Below are 19150 nucleotides of genomic sequence, written 5' to 3' on the forward strand. Positions count from 1 at the left end.
GGATAGAACAAGACTGGGACTGCCTTGTCCGGGCAATTCCGCCCGGCACAGGCGCAGAGGAGATTGAAGCATGCCGAGGACCTTTGCGTTGGCCATACATGGCGGGGCCGGTGTCGTGCCCCGTGCCGACATGAGTGACGCGCTGAGCGAACGCTACCATGCCGCCTTGCGTGGAATCCTGGAGCAGGTTTCGATCCTGCTGAACGGTGGCGGCTCCGCCGTCGACGCCGTGGAGGCCGCGGTTTGTGCCCTGGAGGACAATCCGCTTTTCAACGCGGGCCACGGTGCCGTCTTCACGGCTACCGGCAGCCAGGAAATGGATGCGGCCATCATGGACGGCCGGGACCGGCGCGCGGGTGCAGTCGGCGGGATTCTCGGGCCGCGCAATCCCGTGCGTGTGGCACGGGCCCTCATGGAGCAGGACGGACCGGTCTTCATGATGGGGGAAGGCGCCCTGGACTTTGCGCGTGGCGCTGGCCTGCCTTTCGAGCAGGCGACCTATTTCCAGACGGATGAACGCCGGCGCAGCCTGGAAGCCTTCCTGGCGCTGCAGGCCGAAGGGAAACGCAGCGACGATCCTTCGCTTTTGCATGGCACAGTGGGCGCCGTGGCGCTTGACATTAAGGGCAACCTGGCCGCCGCCACCTCCACGGGCGGTTTCACGGGGAAGCGACCGGGCCGAATCGGGGACAGCCCGATCATCGGTGCCGGTACCTTCGCGGACAATGCCAGCTGCGCCGTTTCGGCCACTGGCAGCGGTGAGGTCTTCATCCGCTGGACCGCGGCCAGCGAGATTGCCGCGCGCATGTTGCATGCCGGTGAAACGCTGGAGGATGCAGCCAACCATATGGTGCACGAGGTCCTGGCGCCGCGTGAAGGATCCGGTGGCCTGATTGCCGTCGACCGCGAAGGAAACCTGTCCATGCCCTTCAATTGCGAGGGCATGTACCGCGGCAGTATCCGTTCCGACGGTCGGGCCGAGACCCAGATCTATCGTTAGAGCGCTGTGGCATGGTACTGTGTCGCAGATCCGTAACAGGGTGCCGCAATAAGGTGGATGACACAGTGAAAATCAACTATTTTCGCATCACGCCAACAGACCGAAAGCCCGAAAAGCCCAGGTCGCTGCGGTTGTGATCGCAGCAGTCTGCGATCACCTTTTTTTCGGGAGACAAAGCATGAAAAAGAATATTTTCGTCATCGGACTGAATGCGTTCAATCTGGACAAGCTGAAGCGCCTTCGTGGGGCGGAGAACTACGAATTTCACGGCCTGATCGACCCGGCCAAGGTCTATGACACCGAGATTTTCGACATTCCCGGTATGTTGGCGGAGGCAGAGGAGAAGCTGCGGGCGTTCGATGGCTCCATTGATGCCATTGTCGGCTACATGGATTTCCCGGTCTCGACCATGCTGCCGATCCTGTGCGGAAAGTTCGGGGTGCGCACGACCTCCCTGGAAAGCCTGTTGAAGTGCGAGCACAAGTTCTGGAGTCGGGTGGTGCAGCGGGAAGTCATACCCGATCACATCCCGGGCTTTACCGCCTTCGATCCCTTCGACGATGAAGCGCTGTCCCGCATAGGCGAGGCAGGCCTGTCCTTTCCCTTCTTCGTGAAGCCGATCAAGTCCTCGGGCTCGCGCCTGGGCTTTCGCATCGACAACCCTGAGGATTTCGACCACGCCATCGAGAGGCTGCGCGCGGACATTGGCACCATCCAGGAGCCCTTCAACTTCGTCCTGGATCAAGCCGAGATTCCCGAGGAGATCCGAAAGGTGGACGGTGGTTTCTGCATGGCCGAGCAGGTGATAGGCGGGCGTCAGTGCACTGTCGAAGGCTATGTCTACAATGGCGAGGTGGTGCCCTATGGTGTTGTAGATTCCATCCGCTACCCGCAGGTGCTGAGCTTTTTCTATTACATGTATCCCTCGCGCCTGCCGCCGAATGTCCAGGACAAGATGGGCGAATTGACGAAGAAGGTCATGAGCCACGTCGGCTACGACAATTCGGCCTTCAACATCGAGTTCTTCTGGGACGAGGTGCAGGACCGGATCTGGCTGTTGGAGATCAACACCCGCATTTCCCAGTCCCACTGCGACCTGTTCGAAAAGGTCGACGGCATCAGCAATCAGCAGGTGACTGTGGATCTGGGCCTTGGACAGCGTCCCGACATGCCCTCGCGCGAAGGCGATTACAAGGTGGGGGCCGAGTTCTTCTATCGCGTCTTCTTCGCCGATGCGACCGTAACACGGGCGCCCACTCCGGAAGAGATCGAGGCCGCCGCCGCCAAGGTGCCGGGCACCTTCATCCGGCCGCAGGCGCACGAGGGCATGCGGTTGTCCGAGCTGCCCGAACAGGACAGCTACAGCTATGCCATCGCCTGTATCTGGATGGGCGCCAGCAAGCAGTCGACCTTGCTTTGGGGCTACGAGCGTGTATTGAAGTACTTCAACTTCGAGTTCACCGATATCGAGGAATGACCGCCAGCCAGTTTGACTGCTGAGCGTGCCGGTCATGCCGCTGTCCTGGCCAATGGAAAAGAAGAGCAAGAATGCGCATTGTGAGCGAATTTCCCCGTGAGGTGTTTGAAGAGGAAACCTGGATGACCCTGCCGGATGGCTGCAGGCTGGCCCTGCGTATCTGGCGACCGAAGGATTCCGATCAGTATCCCGTGCCGGCCGTCATGGAGTATCTGCCGTACCGCAAGCGCGACCTGACGGCGGAACGGGATGTGGGCATGCATACCTACTGGGCCGGACACGGTTATGCCGGTGTGCGCGTGGACATGCGCGGCAGCGGCGAGAGCGATGGTGTGCTGCTGGACGAGTACCTGCAGCAAGAGCTGGATGACGGCGTGGAGGTTCTGCGCTGGCTTGAGCAGCAGCCTTGGTGCACGGGCGACTGTGCCATGATCGGCATATCCTGGGGCGGCTTCAACGGCCTGCAGATCGCGGCCCTGCAGCCGCCGCAGCTCAAATGCATCATCACGATCTGCTCCACGGACGATCGCTTCGCCGACGATGTGCACCATATGGGCGGCTGCGTGCTGGCGGACAATCTGTCCTGGGCGTCCACCATGTTCGACCAGAACGCCTGTCCACCGGATCCGGCGCTTGTGGGCGATCGTTGGCGTGATATGTGGATGGAGCGCCTGACCGGAAGCGGCCTGTGGCTCAAGACTTGGCTGAGCCACCAGCGGCGCGACGAGTACTGGAAGCATGGCTCGGTCTGCGAGGATTTCTCTGCCATAACCTGTCCGGTCTATGCCGTCAGTGGCTGGGCCGATGGGTACGTCAATGCGGTTTTCCGCCTGCTGGACGGGCTGGATGTGCCGCGCAAGGGCCTGGTCGGTCCCTGGGCACACAAGTATCCGCACCTGGGCGAGCCGGCACCGGCCATCGGATTCCTGCAGGATTCCCTGCGTTGGTTCGATTACTGGCTGAAGGGACAAGAGACGGGCATCATGGACGAACCCATGCTGCGCGTCTGGATGCAGGACAGCGTGGCGCCGAGCACGCGCTATGAATACCGCCCGGGCCGCTGGGTGGGTGAGGAGACCTGGCCGTCGCCGAAGATCGAGACCCAGGGCTATCTGCTGACACCCGGCCATGATCTGGTGGGCGACGATGAAGCGGAAGCGCCCGATGCGGCCATGGAAATCCGTTCCCCGCTGTTCGTCGGTCTCTATGCCGGAAAGTGGTGTTCCTACAACGCACCGCCGGACCTTCCGCACGACCAGCGCGAGGAGGATGGCGGTGCCTTGATCTTCCAGACAGCGCGCCTGGAGGAGGCCGTCGAGATTTGTGGCCAGCCGATGGTGGAGCTGGAATTGGAAAGCGACCAGAAGGTTGCCATGGTTGCCGTGCGCCTGATCGATATCGCGCCGGATTACAAGGCGACACGGGTCTCCTATGGCCTGTTGAACCTGACCCACAGGGACAGCAACGAACAGCCCGAAGAACTCGTGCCGGGCAAGCGCTACCGCGTACGTGTTCCCATGAAGCACATTGCCCAGCACTTTCCGGCCGGCCACGCCATCCGCCTGTCGATATCCACCTGTTACTGGCCGGTGGCCTGGCCTTCACCCAAGCCGGCCACGCTGACGATTCATACCCTGGGCAGCCGCTTCTACCTGCCGGTCAGGCCCCCGCGTCCTGAGGATGATGCATCGCTGCGGCCTTTCGAAGAACCCGAGGCCGCACCGACGCTTGAGAAGACCCTGATCGAGCCGACTCGCGAGGAGTGGACCGTGATCCGGGACCTGGCCAACAACAAGTCGACGCTTCAGGTCGTCAACGACGTCGGTCGCTACCGGATCGATTCCATAGACCTGGAGATCGCGGCGCGGACCACCGAGCGCTATTTCTATTCCGACGAGGATTACGACAGTATTGGCGGCTGGACGGAGTGGGAGCGGCATTTCCGCCGGGGCGACTGGCATGTCCGCACCGTGACACGCACACTGATGACCTCGAACGAGACGGCCTTCCGCCTGCAGGCGACTCTGGATGCCTACGAAGGCGACAGCCGCGTCTACTCCCAGAGTTGGGACGAGGAAATTCCGCGCGACCTGGTCTAGTCTCTTTTCTCAGGGCTGCGGTGGTGGATCCTGGAAGCTGCGGCCCTTGAGACGGTCGATGGCATAGTCGATGTCGTCGACCAGGAGGACCAGAAGGTCCCCTTCGCTTGCCGCGTCCACCGCGCGCTCGATGGCGGCGCGTTCTTCCATCACCACTTCGACCTGACAGCCTTCTCCACTGCGCTCGGCACCGCGTTTCAGCAGGCTGGCCGCTTCGCCCTCGGGACGCCCCCGCGGATCGTTTTCGCAGATGAAGAGCTGGGAATGCATGCGGGCCAACTGGGCTCCCAGGGCCTCCAGGTCTTCGTCGCGCCGATTGCCCGGAGCACTGGCAACGGAGATGCGCTGTTTCGGCCCCAGGCTGAAGACCAGCGGTTCCAGGGCCTTCAATGCCGGCACGTTGTGGCCGTAGTCGATCAGGCACTTGACGCCGTCGGCCTCCACCAGATTGACACGGCCGGGCAGCTGTCCCGGTGTGGGGTGGAAAGTCTGCAGGCCCATCCGGATATCGCCGATATTCAGGCCCAGGGCATAGCCTGCGGCAGCCGCAGCCATGGCGTTCTGTATGTTGAAGAGGGCGTGCCCTTCGAAGGTGATGGGTACGTCATTGACGTGAATCACCTCGGCCTCGACCTGACCCTGGCGCATGACAATGGTGCCGTCACGCACGGTGAAGGCCACGCCATGGTTGGCCACATGTTCGCGCACCGGCTCCAAATCCGGATCCAGGGTGAAATAGACGATCTTGCCGCGTGCCCAGTAGGTGCCCTGATCCAGGACGCGGGGGTCGTCGGCGTTGAGAACGCAGGTTCCCTCCGGCGAGACGGCATCGACCACCACGGTCTTGCAGCGGGCCAGCTCGTCCAGGGTATGGATGTCGCCCTCGCCCAGGTGATCGCTGGCGATGTTGAGCAGGATGCCCACATCACATCTGTCGAAGCCCAGACCTCGGCGCAGGATTCCGCCACGGGCCACTTCCAGAACGGCGTTCTCGACCGCTGGTTCCTTCAGCACGATCGAGGCGGCCTGGGGACCACTGTAATCGCCCCGCATGACGACATGGTTGTCGATCTCGATGGTGCCTGTGCAGGCCATGCCGACCCGCTGTCCGGCCTGGCGCAGCAGGTGGGAGACCAGGCGTGTGGTGGTTGTCTTGCCGTTCGTGCCCGTAATGGCCGTGATGGGGATGCGGGCATCCTCGCTCTCTTCGGGAAAGAGCATGTTGACCACATGGTGGCCGACATCGCGCCCCTGGCCGTGGGTGGGCGAAATGTGCATGCGAAAACCCGGCCCGGCATTCACCTCGACCACGCCGGCGGATTGTTCCTCAAGGGGTTTGGTAAGGGTTTCGGCCAGAAGGTCAATGCCGATGATGTCCAGGCCAATCAGGCGGCTGATTCGCTCGGCGGCATAGGCCACCTCAGGGTGGACGTCATCGGTCAAGTCGGTGGCCGTGCCGCCGGTAGAGAGATTGGCCGTGGACTTGAGGAAGACGATCTCGCCTTCGGGGATTATGCTATCCAAGGTCAATCCGGCCTGTTCGATCAAGCGCTCGGTCTGCACGTCGATCTCGATCCGGGTCAGAAGGTTCTCGTGACCCACGCCGCGCCTGGGGTCCTGGTTCTCGGCATCGACCAGTTGCTTGATGGTGCTCTTGCCGTCACCGATAACGTGAGCCGGCCGGCGGCGGGCGGCGGCAATCAGTTTGCCGTCGACAACCAACAGACGATGATCCTCGCCGCGGATGAACTCTTCAACCACCACACTTTCGTGTCGATGGGCTGCGGCCTGATAGCCCTCGCGCAGTTCCGTCTCGTCGTTGATGTTGGTGGTCACGCCGCGCCCGTGATTGCCGACCAGCGGTTTGGTGGCGAGCGGATATCCAATCTCGTCCGCGGCTTCCAGAGCTTCCTCGATACTGTAGCAGATACGCCCAGCCGGGACCGGGATGCCGGCGTCGCCCAGGATCTGCTTGGTCCAGTCCTTGTCGTCGGCAATGGCGTGTCCGATGATTCCGGTTCTTTCCGTGACGGTGGCCTGGAAGCGCTTCTGCTTGTGGCCGTGTCCCAGCTGGATGTAGCTGGTGTCCTCGGTCAGCCGGAAATAGGGAATGTTGCGGCGCTTGGCGGCTTCGACGATGGAGGCCGTGGAGGGGCCAAGCATGTGGGCATCACGCACCTCTTTCAGGCGCGCGATGATCGGATCCAGGTCGACATCCTGACCATTGTAGAGGCGCTCGACGATCTCCACGGCTTCGCGGCCGGCCGCCAGTCCGCAGGCCTCGTCGCGATAGCGGTAGCAAACGTTGTAGATGCCGTTGTCGTAGCTGTCGACGGTCTTCCCGTAGCCCACGGAAAAGCCGATCAGGTTCTGCAGTTCTATAGCGACGTGTTCGACCATGTGGCCGGCATAGGTGCCGCGTTCCACGCGTTGCAGGAAACCGCCGGGTTCACCCACAGAGCAGCGGTGCTCGTAGATGCCGGGCATCAGGGCCTTTAGCCGATCGGCAATGCCTGGCACCTGGTCGCTGGGCCGCTCCTCCAGCCCCTCGATGTCCAGCCGCATGAATATGGTCAGATAGCGGCTGTAGTAGTTGGGGCCTCTGAGTGCGCGGTGTTCCAGTATCTTCATGAGTTTGTCCCGGCCATTTCCGCAAGCTCCGTGGCAGTGATGTAACGCTGGTTGGGCACGTCGTAGCCGTAACCGCTGATCAGAGCATGCATGATAACATGCTCCAAGGCTACCGGTTCTCCGTCGTTCAATTCGGCCACGTTCGAACTTTGTATGTCGCGGGAGTAGACGATGATGACGTGCCCCGAGCCGATGGCTTCCAGGACGCCGCCAGGGTGGAAGATCACGGCCGAGTCCTCGCCCAGGCCGACGCCGATGTACTCGGGATTGGTGGCGCCAACTTCCATCAGTCGGGTGAAGCGACCGCGTTCCAGAAAATGGCTGTCGATGATGATGTCTTCGACGAAACCCAGACCGCTGCTCATGCGAACGGCACCCTTGCGCAGGGCGTCCGCTGCCTGGCCATTGTAGATCATGGTTGTCGACATGGCAGCGGCGCCGGCGCTGGTGCCGGCCACAACGGCCCCTTTCTCGTGACTTTCGCGGATGGCCTCGAGCAGTGGGGAGCCTCCCAGGATATTGGTCAGGCGCAACTGGTCGCCGCCGGTGAAGAAGATCGTTCCGCAGCGCTTCACCGTTTCGATATGCTGCTCCTCGCGGGCATCCTCGCGTGTGCGCACGTCGATGCGATGCATGCGCTCCGCCCCGATGCGGCTGAATACGTCCTCATAGATGGGATAGATTTCGTCGGGAATGCCACTGGCCGTTGCGATCACGGCAACCTGCCGGTTGCCTTCCGGAGCCAGGTCCAGGACGCGGCGCAGGATTTCCAGGTCCGATTCCTTGTCCTCGGCGCCGCCGATGGCGACCAGTCTTCCGTTCTTCTGCCAGGGGTGTTTCGTTGTTTCGGTGGGGTTCGCGCTATCGTTCATAGGGTCTCTGCTTCCTGGGTCCTGTGAAGGGCGAGTCTAGAGACCTGCCCTGCCACCTTGAACCCCCTTTTTACGTTAAAATCCAGCCCTAGTTTCGCGAACGTGCTTTTAGCCGCCATTTGTTCGTACAATTGGAAGTGAAGGCTGTCTGCTGAAACGAGAGTCAACCCCGAACCTGAAGATGCCTGGAGGTTTCCACGAAATTCAGAACGGCACGTGACCTGTTTGCGCGTTTCCAGACAAGAACGGTCTTGCTCCTGAAATCGGGGTGAACGACCGGGCGGGCTTCAACACGGTTACCCAAGTAGTCAAGCAGGCTTTCCGGATAGATGGTGATTCCTAGGCCAGCTGCAACCAATCCAATCAGGGCGAGTGGATTGGTGGCTTCCAGCGCCGGACTGAGGCGCATGCCGTGCTGGTTGAAGATATCCTCGAGCTTCCAGCGATACTCGCCCCATTCCTCCATGTCGCCAAGGATGAGCTTCTGATCCTTTAGGTCACGGGGAGACAGGGTTTGTTTGTGCAAGAGGGAATGATCCCTGGGGGTGACGGCATAAAGCCGCTCATCGGTCAATTGAAGACAGTGATAGTCCGAGTTGTCGAAAGGGCCGATCATGAAGCCGAGATCGACTTCATCGTTGGCCAGCGCGATCTTTTGGCCCTGGGTGCGGAGACTGCGCAACTCGAGGTCAATGTCGGGATACTGTTGCTGGTAACGCGCAACGATCTGCGGGACCAATTCCGTTGCGGCAAAGGCCATGTAGGCCACGCGCACTTGTCCTGCCTTGCCCTGGGCAATGCGCCTTGCGGATTCCACGGAGTTTGCATAGTCCGCCAGAAGCGGGGTCAGACCCTTGCAGAGCTCTTGCCCTGCGGCAGTTAGGGTGACATCCCGCGTGGTCCGTTCGAGCAGCTTGTAGTCGAGCAGGTCTTCAAGCTTCTTGATTCTGCGACTCAAGGCCGATTGATCTATGACCAGCCGCTCCGCGGCACGGCGGAAATTCAATTCCTCTGCCATAACCATGAAGGATTTCAGCAGGGTAGCATCGGGTGTCAGGTCCGTGGTTCGTAGCATCTCGTGTCATTTCCGATTAATGCATTTCACGCAATTATAAATGAGAAACCGTCAATTCCAAAGCAATGAGCTATCTGTTTAACTAGACATGCTTTCAAAAGCTGGAAGCAACCGATTTAGCCTGAATGGCCGTTATTTCCGGGGGTTTCGGAAACCGGTGGGGAGCGAGGAGAAGACCATGAGTGAAGTTGATAGCCGTGAACTCGAGCGCATGCTGCAGTCTGCATTTGATGCATCAACTGAACTGTACAAGGAGCGTGGCTTTCAGCGCCGTGTGGGTTTCGGGCGCAAGCCGGCCCTGGTGAGTGTGGACCTGGCAAACGCCTGGACGCGCCCCGGCAATCCCTTCACCTGTGACCAGGAGAAGATGGACAACGAGATCATTCCCGGCATGCAGAAGCTTCTGAAAGCCTTCCGGGCCAATGGCCTGCCGGTCGTCCATGTTACCACGGCCTACGAGATTACCGATCGAAACGCCGACTTCACGGATATGGGTCTGTGGCACAACAAGATCCCCGTGGAAGCCGTTAACCTGAAGGACGAAGACCTCTGGGCCATCGATAGCCGCATCGCACCGGTCGAGGGCGAGTACACCTTGCTGAAGAAGCGGGCGAGTTCCTTCCATGGAACGGAACTGGCCGGCATCCTGCGCGCCAACAACGTCGACACGATCCTTGTCACGGGTGTTACGGCTTGTGCCTGTGTGCGCCAGACAATCTGTGACGGCATTGCCGATGGCTTCCGGCCCATTGCGGTTCGGGAATGCATTGGTGACCGCGTGCCGGGCGCTGTTGCCTGGAACCTCTTCGACATTGATGCCAAGTTCGGCGATGTTCATTCCGTCGATGAGTGCGTTGACTACCTGAACAAGGTGAATTCCATGAACGCCGCTGCGGAGTGATGGATTAAGGGCGTCTGCTGAACCGCAGGCGTCTGTTCAGGACAGCCCCGAAAACCCCGCGCAAGTCACTTGCGCGGGGTTTTTCTATCGCAGCGCTTCGGGTGAGGGGACCTGTTTGCGGAAGACCTCGGGGGTCAGACCTTCGCGGTCGTGGAAGACGCGGATGAAGTGGGAGAGGTCGCAGAAGCCGGTGGAGGTGGCGATGTCGGTGATCGTCAACTCGGGCTGACGCAGCATGAACTTGGCCTGGGCCAGGCGCATGCGGGTACCGGCTTCGGCCGGGGTCAGGCCCAGGGCCTTGTGGAAGTGGCGTTCCAGCTTGCGGCGGCTGACCTGCAGGCCGCGAGCCAGTTCGGCAATGGTGAGCGGGTCGTCCATGGCCTGCTGCATGCGGATCAGTGCCTTGCGCACCAGCGGGTCGCGCGTGGTCAGCTCCATGGGCAGGCCGGGCTGGGGATTGTCGCCGGTCATGGCCTCGTCGATGATCATGATGTGAAGGCTTTTGCGGGCGGCGGAGCGTCCGATGTGACGATCCACCAGGAAGGCGGCCAGATGGGCCGAACTGGCCCCGCCCGAACAGGTCAGGCGGTCCCGGTCGACAATGAAGATCTGGTCCGAGATGGGGACCAGTCCGTCGAACTGCTCCAGGAAGTCGGCGTGGTGGAACCAGCTGACACAGCAGTGATAGCCCTGCATCAAACCGGCCCGGTGCAGGATGAAGGCGCCGGTGCATACCCCCACCAGCGGGACGCCCAGTTCGGCGGCGCGCCTCAGGTAGGTGACGTACTCGGGATTGAGCTTCTCGATCTCGTCGATCAGGCCACCCACCACGACGATGTAGTCGAAGCGCCGCGGATCCTCCAGGCGCTCGTCCGGCTGGATGGTCACGCCACAGCTGGAGCGCACCGGATTCATCGAGGCCGAGAGCACCTTCCAGCTGCAGTGGATCGGGCGGGAGCGGTCACCTTCGTCGGCCGCCAGGCGCAGGACATCCACGAAGTTGGCAAAGGCGGACAGGGTGAAGCGCCGGGCCAGCACGAAGCCGATGCGCAGGCGCGGTGTCGAGCCGTTCTGCAAAGCTGTGACCTCCGACAGGGTTGACGCAAATATAACGTCATCATGACGCATTAATACAGCCCTCGAAAGGTCTTTCTCTTCAACAATTCCACCTGTTTCGCTCTACGCACGAGGACCTTGCCATGACGCGATTTTCGGCGCTTTCCCTCCTGAAGAACGCCATGACCGGTAACAAGGACTGGGATCCTCAGTGGCCGGATTCCGAACCGAAGCAGGAATACGACGTCATCATCGTCGGGGCCGGCGGGCATGGCCTGGGGGCGGCCTATTACCTGGCCAAGGAGCACGGCATCACCAACGTGGCCGTGCTCGACAAGGGCTGGCTGGGCGGCGGCAACACCGGCCGCAACACCACGATCATTCGATCCAACTATCTCTATGACGAAAGCGCGCGGATGTACGATCACGCGCTGGACCTCTGGGAGGGCCTGAGCCAGGAGCTGAACTACAACGTCATGTTCTCGCAGCGCGGCGTGATGATGCTGGCGCACAATGTGCACGACGTTCAGAGCTTCCAGCGCCATCTGCATTCCAACCGCCTGAACGGGGTGGACAACCAGTGGCTGACCCCGGAAGAGGCCAAGGCCTATTGCCCGCCGCTCGATATTTCCAAGTCCGCACGCTATCCCGTGATGGGCGCGGCCCTGCAACGCCGGGCCGGAACCGCACGCCATGACGCCGTGGCCTGGGGGTATGCCCGCGCAGCGGCGGCACGCGGGGTCGACATCGTGCAGAACTGCCCCGTCACGGCCATCCGCCGTGATTCCAATGGCGCCGTGGAAGGGGTCGAGACGGCGCGTGGCTTCATCAAGGCCAAGAAGGTGGCGGTTTCCGCTGCGGGGCACACATCCGTCCTGATGGATACGGCGGGCGTGCGCCTGCCACTGGAAAGCTTCCCCTTGCAGGCCCTGGTCAGCGAGCCGGTCAAGCCCATCTTCCCCTGTGTGGTCATGTCCAACACGGTGCACGCCTATGTCAGCCAGTCGGACAAGGGCGAGCTTGTGATCGGCGCCGGCACCGACCAGTACACCAGCTATTCCCAGCGGGGCGGACTGCCCCACATACAACACACCGTGGCGGCCGTCTGCGAGGTCTTCCCGATTTTCACGCGCATGCGGATGCTGCGCAAATGGGGCGGCATCGTGGATGTGACGCCCGACCGCTCGCCCATCCTGAACAAGACCCCGGTCCAGGGGCTTTACGTCAACTGCGGCTGGGGGACCGGCGGCTTCAAGGCCACGCCGGGGGCGGCCAATGTCCTGGCCTGGACCGTGGCCAAGGACGAACCGCACCCGATCAATGCCCCCTTCCACCTGGATCGTTTCCGCACAGGACGCCTGATCGACGAGGCCGCGGCCGCGGCCGTGGCCCATTGACGGCGCTGCGCGAAGGAGAGAACCGATGCTGCTGATCCATTGCCCCTACTGCGATGAAGACCTGCCGGAACTGGAGTTCACCTATGCCGGCGAAGCCCATATCGACCGTCCTGCGGATCCCGCCAGCCTGGATGACGAGGCCTGGCGCGACTACCTCTTCATCCGCTCGAACGTGAAGGGCCCGCACTACGAGCGCTGGCGCCACAATCATGGCTGTGCGCGTTTCTTCAATGCCGTGCGGGATACCGTCAGCGACCGCTTCCTGACCACCTACCGGGTGGGTGACCCGCGCCCGGACCTGGCAAGCCTGACCGGAAAGGAGGGCAAGGAATGACGGCCTTTCGTGTTGCAGAGTCCGGACGTGTCCGCCACGACCGCCCCGTCGAGTTCCAGTTCGATGGACGCCGCTATCAGGGACTGGAAGGGGATACCCTGGCCTCGGCCCTGCTGGCCAACGGGGTCCACCTGCTGGGCCGTTCGTTCAAGTATCACCGGCCACGCGGCATCCTGACCGCCGGGTCGGAGGAGCCCAATGCCCTGGTCGGCACACGGCGCGGCCCGGACCGCTACGAGCCCAACACCCGTGCCACGGTGCAGGAGATCTGGGACGGGCTGCAGGCAGAGAGCCAGAACCGCTATCCCAGGCTGTCCTTCGACCTGGGGGCGATCAACGACCGACTCTACATGCTTTTCTCGGCCGGTTTCTACTACAAGACCTTCATGTGGCCGCGCAGCTTCTGGGAACGGGTCTACGAGCCGCTGATCCGCCGGGCCGCCGGCCTGGGCAAGGCGCCCCAGGAACCCGATCCCGATCGCTATGCCGAACGCTACCTGCACAGCGATATCCTGGTGGTGGGCGGTGGCCCGGCCGGTCTGTCGGCGGCGCACAGTGCGGCCAAGGCCGGCGCCAGCGTGGTCCTGGTGGACGAATCCGCCGAGATGGGGGGACACCTGCTGTCCGAGCCCGGCCTGGTCATCGATGGCCAGCCTGCCTGGGACTGGCTGGCCAGCATGCTGGAGGAACTGCGCCACCTGGGCGTGCGCGTCATGTCGCGGACCACGGCCATTGGCTACTATCACCAGAACTTCGTGGCGCTCTGCGAACGCTTGAGCGACCACCTGAAGGAGGCTCCCCCCAACCTTCCGCGCGAGCGCCTGTGGCAGGTCCGCGCCGGACAGGTGGTGCTGGCCCAGGGTGCGCTGGAAAAGCCCCTGGTGTTCGACGGCAACGACCGGCCCGGCATCATGCTGGCCGGGGCGGCTCAGACCTATCTGCACCGCTATGGCGTGCGCGTTGGGGACCGTGTCGTGGTCGCGACTTCGCATGATTCGGCATGGCATGCCGCCTTCGACCTGTCCGATGCCGGCAGCCGCGTGGAGGCCATCGTCGATACGCGGGCCAATCCCTCGGACGCCTTGAAGCAGGCGGCACAAAGCCGTGGCATCCGGGTCCTGGCGGGGCATACGGTCACCGGCACCAGCGGCCGCCTGCGCGTCAATTCGGTGCGGGTGAACCCGGTGAAGGATGGCCGGGTCGGGGCGGCCGAAACGCTTGGCTGTGACAGCCTGCTGATGTCCGGCGGCTGGACACCGTCATTGCACCTCTTCTCGCATACCAAGGGGACCCTGCGCTGGGACGAGGAAAGCGAGGCCTTTCTGCCGGATCAGCAGGCCGAGGCCTGTCACATTACCGGCGCCGGTCGCGGGCTCTGGGGTGTGGAAGCCGCGCTTCAGGACGGTGACCGGCGCGGGGCAGAGGCGGCCGAAGCCGCTGGCCAAAAGCCGGAAAGCGGAGCCTTCCAGGTCGAGCACGATCGCACCGGCAGCGGCGAGACGCATCGCGAACTGCCGAGCGACCGCAAGCCTGGGCGTGCGCGGGCCTTCGTGGACTACCAGAACGACGTGACGGCCAAGGACATACGCCTGGCCGTACGCGAGGGCATGAAGTCCATTGAGCACGTGAAGCGCTACACCACCAACGGCATGGCCACCGACCAGGGCAAGCTGTCGAACATGAACGGCCTGATGATCGCAGCGGATGCCGTGGGCAAGGCGCCGCCCCAGGTGGGCCTCACGACCTTCCGGCCGCCCTATACGCCGACGACCTTCGGCGCCTTTGCCGGCTATCACCGGGGCGACCACTTCGAGGTGGTGCGCAAGACACCCATCGACAGCTGGGCCGAGGAGAACGGAGCGGTTTTCGAGCCGGTTTCTCAATGGCGCCGTGCCTGGTACTTCCCCCGGCAGGGCGAGGACATGGAGGCGGCCGTGGCCCGCGAATGCCTGGCCACGCGCAAGTCGCTGGGCATCTTCGACGCCTCGACCCTCGGCAAGATCGAGGTGGCGGGTCCGGATGCGGTGGAGTTCATGAACCGCATGTACACCAACCCCTGGACGAAGCTGGCACCCGGACGCTGCCGCTATGGCCTGTTGCTGGGCGAGGACGGATTCATTCGCGATGACGGTGTGATCGGGCGCCTGTCAGATGACCTGTTCCATGTCACCACCACTACCGGCGGCGCCGCACGCGTACTGACCATGATGGAGGACTATCTGCAGACCGAGTGGCCGGACCTGAATGTCTGGCTGACCTCGACCACCGAGCAGTGGGCCACCATCGCGCTCAACGGTCCCAATGCGAGGCGTGTTCTGGAACCCTTCGTCGAGGGCCAGGACCTGTCGCCCGAGGCCTTCGTCCACATGTCCGTGGCCGAGTGCAGGGTAGCCGGTTTCCCGGCGCGCCTGTTCCGCCTGAGCTTTACCGGCGAGTTGAGCTTCGAGATCAACGTGCCGGCGCGCTACGGGCGCGACCTCTGGGAAAAGCTCTACGAGGCCGGACAGCAGTTCGACATCTGCCCCTACGGCACGGAGACCATGCACGTGCTGCGCGCCGAGAAGGGCTTCATCATCGTCGGTCAGGACACCGACGGGACGGTGACGCCGGACGATGCCGGCATGAGCTGGGCCGTGGGCAAGAAGAAGACGGACTTCGTCGGCATGCGTTCGCTCAGCCGCCCCGACCTGGTGGCGCCCGGGCGCAAGCAGCTGGTCGGCCTGCTGACCGAGGACGGCTCGGTGCGACTGGATGAGGGCGCACAGGTTGTGGCCGATCCGAACCAGTCGGTGCCCATGGCGATGATCGGGCACGTCAGTTCGTCCTATCACAGCGCCACGCTGGGCCGTTCCATTGCACTGGCCCTTCTGAAGGATGGCCGGAACCTGAAGGGGCAGGAGGTCTATGTTCCGTTGCCCAGCGGCCTGCACAAGGCCCGTGTGACCGACACGGTATTCTATGATCCCGAAGGCGAGCGCCTGAAGGTCTGAGGCGAAGGAGACGGCAGATGAGCAAAGCAAGCAAGATCAACACGGTGCGAGGGCCGGTCCAGCTGGAGGTCATGGAGCCGGTGGCGCGCTTCTCCCTGCGCGTGGGCAAGCAGGGCAGACAACAACTGGGACAGGCCCTGGGCCTGGAGCTGCCGGAGCGCATCGGTATGCGCAGCAGCCAGGGGGGCCGCGAGGCGCTCTGCCTGGGTCCGGACGAGTGGGTGGTTCTGGCGCCCGAGGCCGAGCGTGAGGCGCTTTTCACCGCTGCGCTCGAGGCCTATGCGGAGGTTCCGCATAGCCTGGCGGAGATCAGCGACCGCGAAATCACCCTGCGCCTCGAGGGAGAACGGGCGACGGACCTTCTGACCATTGCCTGTCCGCGCAATCTGGAGCTGATGCCGCCAGGAAGCGGCCGGCGAACCGTCATGGGCGGCATACAGGTCGTGCTCTGGCGCGACGGGCAGGATGCCTACCGCCTGGATGTCTGGCGCTCCTTCTTCGACTACATCCACTCGCTTCTGGAAACCGGGAACCGCGAATTCGCCGCGGAAGCCCAACTGGAAAGCCAGAGTGCCTGAGGCAGAACAGCAGGCCAGTATACGCCTGATGCAGGAGACATGAGATGTTCGAGATGACGGCCCAGCCGGGCCTGACGGACCAGGCCATAGCGGCGGCCATCGACCGGGAACTGGGGCGGCAGCAGAACCAGATCGAACTGATCGCGTCCGAGAATATCGTCTCGCCGGACGTCCTGGCGGCCCAGGGGTCGGTGCTGACCAACAAGTATGCCGAGGGCTACCCGGGCCGCCGCTATTACGGCGGCTGCGAATACGTGGATGAGGTCGAAACCATCGCCCTGGAGCGGGCGCGCCGTCTGTTCGGGGCGGACTACGCGAATGTGCAGCCGCATTCGGGCGCCCAGGCCAACCAGGCGGTCTTCCTGGCTCTGCTGCAGCCGGGTGATCGAATCATGGGCCTGTCGCTGGCCCACGGCGGGCACCTGACCCATGGCTCGCCGGTGACGATGTCCGGGAAATGGTTCGATGTGGTGTCCTATGAAGTGCAGCCGGACAGCCATCTGATCGACATGGCCGAGGTGCGCCGCCAGGCCCTGGAAACCCGGCCGAAGATGATCGTGGCCGGGGCCTCGGCCTACCCGCGGGCCATCGACTTCGCCGCTTTCCGCCGGATTGCGGACGAGGTGGGAGCCTGGCTGATGGTGGACATGGCGCACTACGCCGGGCTTGTCGCCGCCGGGCACTATCCCGACCCGCTGCCCCATGCACACGTGGTGACCTCGACCACGCACAAGACCCTGCGCGGTCCGCGCGGCGGGCTGATCCTCAGCAACGACGTGGAGCTGGGCAAGAAGTTCAACTCGGCGGTCTTCCCGGGGAACCAGGGCGGGCCGTTGATGCATGTGATCGCCGCCAAGGCCGTGGCCTTCGGCGAAGCGCTGGAGCCGTCCTTCCGTGACTACGCACGCCAGGTCATCGACAACGCGCGCGCCCTGGCCCAGGTGCTGCAGCAAGGCGGGCTGGGAATCATTTCCGGGGGCACCGACAGCCACATGGTGCTGGTGGATCTGCGTCCCAAGGGCGTGACCGGCAAGGTGGCCGAGGTGGCCCTGGAGCGCGCCGGCCTGACCTGCAACAAGAACGCGATCCCCTTCGATCCCGAAAAACCCTTCGTGACCTCGGGCATTCGCCTGGGCAGTTCGGCCGGGACCACCCGGGGCTTCGGGGAAGCGGAATTCCGCAAGGTGGGCGCGTTGATCCTGAAGGTCCTGGACGCCCAGGGCGGGGGTGAGGAGACAGCCGTCGAACAGGAAGCCGCCGTGCTGGCTGAGGTCCAGGCGCTCTGCCGCGCCCATCCCATCTACGCTCCATCGGGAGGATGATCCCATGTTCCTGTCGGTCAGCGATATCTTCAAGATCGGCATCGGGCCCTCGTCCTCGCACACCATGGGACCGATGACGGCCGCCGCAGGTTTCGTGGAAACCCTGAAAGAGGCCGGACTGCCTGGCGGTGAGGCCGTCCATCTGCAGGTGCGGCTGCACGGCTCGCTGGCCTTCACCGGCAAGGGACATGCGACCGACCGGGCGGTGATCCTGGGGCTGTGCGGACTGACACCCGATCGACTGGATCCCGATGAGGCCGAGGTCCTCGAGGCCCGGGTTTACGAGACCGAGACCGTGACACCGCCCGGGCTGCCCGCCATGGCCTTCGACCCGGTGAACGACCTGGTGTTCGACTATGGCCCACCCCTGCCCGGACACGCCAATGGCTTGGTCATGCGGGCCCTGAACAAGGACGGCACGGTCCTGCTGGAACGGACATACTACTCCGTGGGGGGCGGCTTCGTGCTGACCGAAGAGGAGCTGGCGCAGCTGGCCAACAGCGAGGACTCGGCCGTGGGGGAGAGCGAAACGGGCTATCCCTATCCCTTCGAGACCGCGCAGCAGATGTTGAAGATGGCCGCGGATGCCGGCATGACTATCGCCGAGATAAAGCGGATCAATGAGTTGGCCTGTCACCATGATCGCCTGGACGAGAAGCTGGACGCCATCTGGCAGGCCATGGACAGCTGCATCGAGCGGGGCTTGCGCATGGAGGGCGTGCTGCCTGGCGGCCTGAACGTCCGACGACGCGCCAGGGCCATATATGGCCAGTTGACCGCCGAGCGCGGGCGCAATACCGACCAGCCCCATGTGGCCAATGACTGGATGAGCGTCTATGCGATTGCCGTGAACGAGGAGAATGCGGCCGGCGGGCGCGTGGTCACCTCACCCACCAACGGGGCGGCCGGTGTGGTGCCGGCCGTGATCCGCTATTACCGGGATCACTGCATCGGGGCCAGTCACCAGGGCATTCGCGACTTCCTGCTGACCGCAGCGGCCATCGGCGGCCTGATCAAGCACAATGCCTCGATCTCCGGCGCCGAGGTCGGCTGCCAGGGTGAGGTGGGATCTGCATCGGCCATGGCGGCGGCCGGTCTCTGCGCTGCACTGGGCGGCACGAACGAACAGATCGAGAATGCCGCCGAGATCGCCCTGGAGCATCATCTTGGCATGACCTGCGATCCAGCGGGCGGTCTGGTCCAGGTGCCCTGCATCGAGCGCAATGCCCTGGGCGCGATCAAGGCCGTTTCCGCGGCCAGCCTGTCCCTGCGCGGCGACGGGCGTCACTTCATGCCGCTGGATAACTGCATCAAGGTGATGATGCAGACCGGCCAGGACATGAACGAGAAGTACAAGGAAACCTCGACCGGCGGCATCGCCGTGAACCTGGCGGAGTGCTGATCCGGTGCCCGAGGGA

Annotated in this window: 14 protein-coding genes; 10 read left to right on the forward strand and 4 right to left on the reverse strand. The window is 63.3% G+C overall.

All coding sequences use genetic code 11. From position 1 onward, the window contains the following. The first annotated feature begins 70 nt into the window (after window positions 1-70). The 3 genes from G502_RS0111975 (at window position 71) to G502_RS0111985 (ending at window position 4576) form a co-directional block, all read left to right on the forward strand. Complete coding sequence (locus tag G502_RS0111975) at window positions 71-1000, forward strand: isoaspartyl peptidase/L-asparaginase family protein (RefSeq protein WP_022728911.1); 930 nt, start codon at window positions 71-73, stop codon at window positions 998-1000. A 178-nt stretch (window positions 1001-1178) separates the two neighbouring features. Next, the gene (locus tag G502_RS0111980; RefSeq protein WP_022728912.1) at window positions 1179-2477 is read left to right on the forward strand and encodes an ATP-grasp domain-containing protein; all 1299 of its coding nucleotides are present in this window, start codon (window positions 1179-1181) and stop codon (window positions 2475-2477) included. Between the two features lie 71 nt (window positions 2478-2548). Beyond that, window positions 2549-4576, forward strand: a complete 2028-nt coding sequence (locus tag G502_RS0111985; protein WP_022728913.1) for a CocE/NonD family hydrolase — start codon at window positions 2549-2551, stop codon at window positions 4574-4576. Between the two features lie 9 nt (window positions 4577-4585). On the opposite strand, the gene cphA is transcribed toward G502_RS0111985, so the two are convergent. From cphA to G502_RS0112005, 3 genes are all read right to left on the reverse strand, one after another. Next, the gene (gene cphA, locus G502_RS0111990; RefSeq protein ID WP_022728914.1) at window positions 4586-7207 is read right to left on the reverse strand and encodes a cyanophycin synthetase; all 2622 of its coding nucleotides are present in this window, start codon (window positions 7205-7207) and stop codon (window positions 4586-4588) included. Next, complete coding sequence (locus G502_RS0111995) at window positions 7204-8079, reverse strand: cyanophycinase (RefSeq protein ID WP_022728915.1); 876 nt, start codon at window positions 8077-8079, stop codon at window positions 7204-7206. The genes cphA and G502_RS0111995 overlap by 4 nt, the downstream gene beginning before the upstream one ends. Before the next feature lie 163 nt (window positions 8080-8242). Further along, the gene (locus G502_RS0112005) at window positions 8243-9154 is read right to left on the reverse strand and encodes a LysR family transcriptional regulator (RefSeq protein WP_022728917.1); all 912 of its coding nucleotides are present in this window, start codon (window positions 9152-9154) and stop codon (window positions 8243-8245) included. A 178-nt stretch (window positions 9155-9332) separates the two neighbouring features. Here G502_RS0112005 and G502_RS0112010 point away from each other — a divergent pair, with 178 nt between their 5' ends. Further along, window positions 9333-10055, forward strand: a complete 723-nt coding sequence (locus G502_RS0112010; protein ID WP_022728918.1) for an isochorismatase family protein — start codon at window positions 9333-9335, stop codon at window positions 10053-10055. 84 nt (window positions 10056-10139) lie between these two features. Here the strand turns inward: G502_RS0112010 and G502_RS0112015 are convergent, their stop codons facing one another. Then, window positions 10140-11183: a GlxA family transcriptional regulator gene (locus G502_RS0112015; RefSeq protein ID WP_022728919.1), complete on the reverse strand. Its 1044-nt coding sequence runs from the start codon at window positions 11181-11183 to the stop codon at window positions 10140-10142. A 71-nt stretch (window positions 11184-11254) separates the two neighbouring features. On the opposite strand from G502_RS0112015, the gene G502_RS0112020 reads away from it, so the two are divergent. Genes G502_RS0112020 through G502_RS0112045 form a run of 6 tightly spaced genes read left to right on the forward strand, consistent with a single transcriptional unit; the run spans window position 11255 to window position 19134 of the window. Beyond that, on the forward strand, window positions 11255-12508 hold the full coding sequence (locus G502_RS0112020) for a sarcosine oxidase subunit beta family protein (RefSeq protein ID WP_022728920.1): 1254 nt from the start codon (window positions 11255-11257) through the stop codon (window positions 12506-12508). Window positions 12509-12533: 25 nt separating this feature from the next. Then, window positions 12534-12842 carry a sarcosine oxidase subunit delta gene (locus tag G502_RS0112025; RefSeq protein WP_022728921.1) on the forward strand — a complete coding sequence of 103 codons (309 nt, stop codon included), beginning with the start codon at window positions 12534-12536 and terminating at the stop codon, window positions 12840-12842. Further along, window positions 12839-15832, forward strand: a complete 2994-nt coding sequence (locus G502_RS0112030) for a sarcosine oxidase subunit alpha (protein WP_022728922.1) — start codon at window positions 12839-12841, stop codon at window positions 15830-15832. The genes G502_RS0112025 and G502_RS0112030 overlap by 4 nt, the downstream gene beginning before the upstream one ends. 17 nt (window positions 15833-15849) lie before the next feature. After that, window positions 15850-16410: a sarcosine oxidase subunit gamma gene (locus G502_RS0112035; protein WP_022728923.1), complete on the forward strand. Its 561-nt coding sequence runs from the start codon at window positions 15850-15852 to the stop codon at window positions 16408-16410. Window positions 16411-16454: 44 nt separating this feature from the next. Further along, window positions 16455-17732: a serine hydroxymethyltransferase gene (gene glyA / locus G502_RS0112040; protein ID WP_022728924.1), complete on the forward strand. Its 1278-nt coding sequence runs from the start codon at window positions 16455-16457 to the stop codon at window positions 17730-17732. Window positions 17733-17736: 4 nt separating this feature from the next. Then, window positions 17737-19134 carry an L-serine ammonia-lyase gene (locus G502_RS0112045; protein WP_022728925.1) on the forward strand — a complete coding sequence of 466 codons (1398 nt, stop codon included), beginning with the start codon at window positions 17737-17739 and terminating at the stop codon, window positions 19132-19134. The last annotated feature ends 16 nt before the right edge of the window (window positions 19135-19150 follow it).

Origin of the sequence: Fodinicurvata sediminis DSM 21159, from assembly GCF_000420625.1 — a bacterium.
Classification (GTDB): domain Bacteria; phylum Pseudomonadota; class Alphaproteobacteria; order Kiloniellales; family DSM-21159; genus Fodinicurvata; species Fodinicurvata sediminis.

Coding starts and splice junctions, on each gene's coding strand:
- G502_RS0111975 (WP_022728911.1), top strand. CDS start 71: ATGCCGAGGACCTTTGCGTTGGCCATACATGGCGGGGCCGGTGTCGTG.
- G502_RS0111980 (WP_022728912.1), top strand. CDS start 1,179: ATGAAAAAGAATATTTTCGTCATCGGACTGAATGCGTTCAATCTGGAC.
- G502_RS0111985 (WP_022728913.1), top strand. CDS start 2,549: ATGCGCATTGTGAGCGAATTTCCCCGTGAGGTGTTTGAAGAGGAAACC.
- cphA (WP_022728914.1), bottom strand. CDS start 7,207: ATGAAGATACTGGAACACCGCGCACTCAGAGGCCCCAACTACTACAGC.
- G502_RS0111995 (WP_022728915.1), bottom strand. CDS start 8,079: ATGAACGATAGCGCGAACCCCACCGAAACAACGAAACACCCCTGGCAG.
- G502_RS0112005 (WP_022728917.1), bottom strand. CDS start 9,154: ATGCTACGAACCACGGACCTGACACCCGATGCTACCCTGCTGAAATCC.
- G502_RS0112010 (WP_022728918.1), top strand. CDS start 9,333: ATGAGTGAAGTTGATAGCCGTGAACTCGAGCGCATGCTGCAGTCTGCA.
- G502_RS0112015 (WP_022728919.1), bottom strand. CDS start 11,183: ATGCGTCATGATGACGTTATATTTGCGTCAACCCTGTCGGAGGTCACA.
- G502_RS0112020 (WP_022728920.1), top strand. CDS start 11,255: ATGACGCGATTTTCGGCGCTTTCCCTCCTGAAGAACGCCATGACCGGT.
- G502_RS0112025 (WP_022728921.1), top strand. CDS start 12,534: ATGCTGCTGATCCATTGCCCCTACTGCGATGAAGACCTGCCGGAACTG.
- G502_RS0112030 (WP_022728922.1), top strand. CDS start 12,839: ATGACGGCCTTTCGTGTTGCAGAGTCCGGACGTGTCCGCCACGACCGC.
- G502_RS0112035 (WP_022728923.1), top strand. CDS start 15,850: ATGAGCAAAGCAAGCAAGATCAACACGGTGCGAGGGCCGGTCCAGCTG.
- glyA (WP_022728924.1), top strand. CDS start 16,455: ATGTTCGAGATGACGGCCCAGCCGGGCCTGACGGACCAGGCCATAGCG.
- G502_RS0112045 (WP_022728925.1), top strand. CDS start 17,737: ATGTTCCTGTCGGTCAGCGATATCTTCAAGATCGGCATCGGGCCCTCG.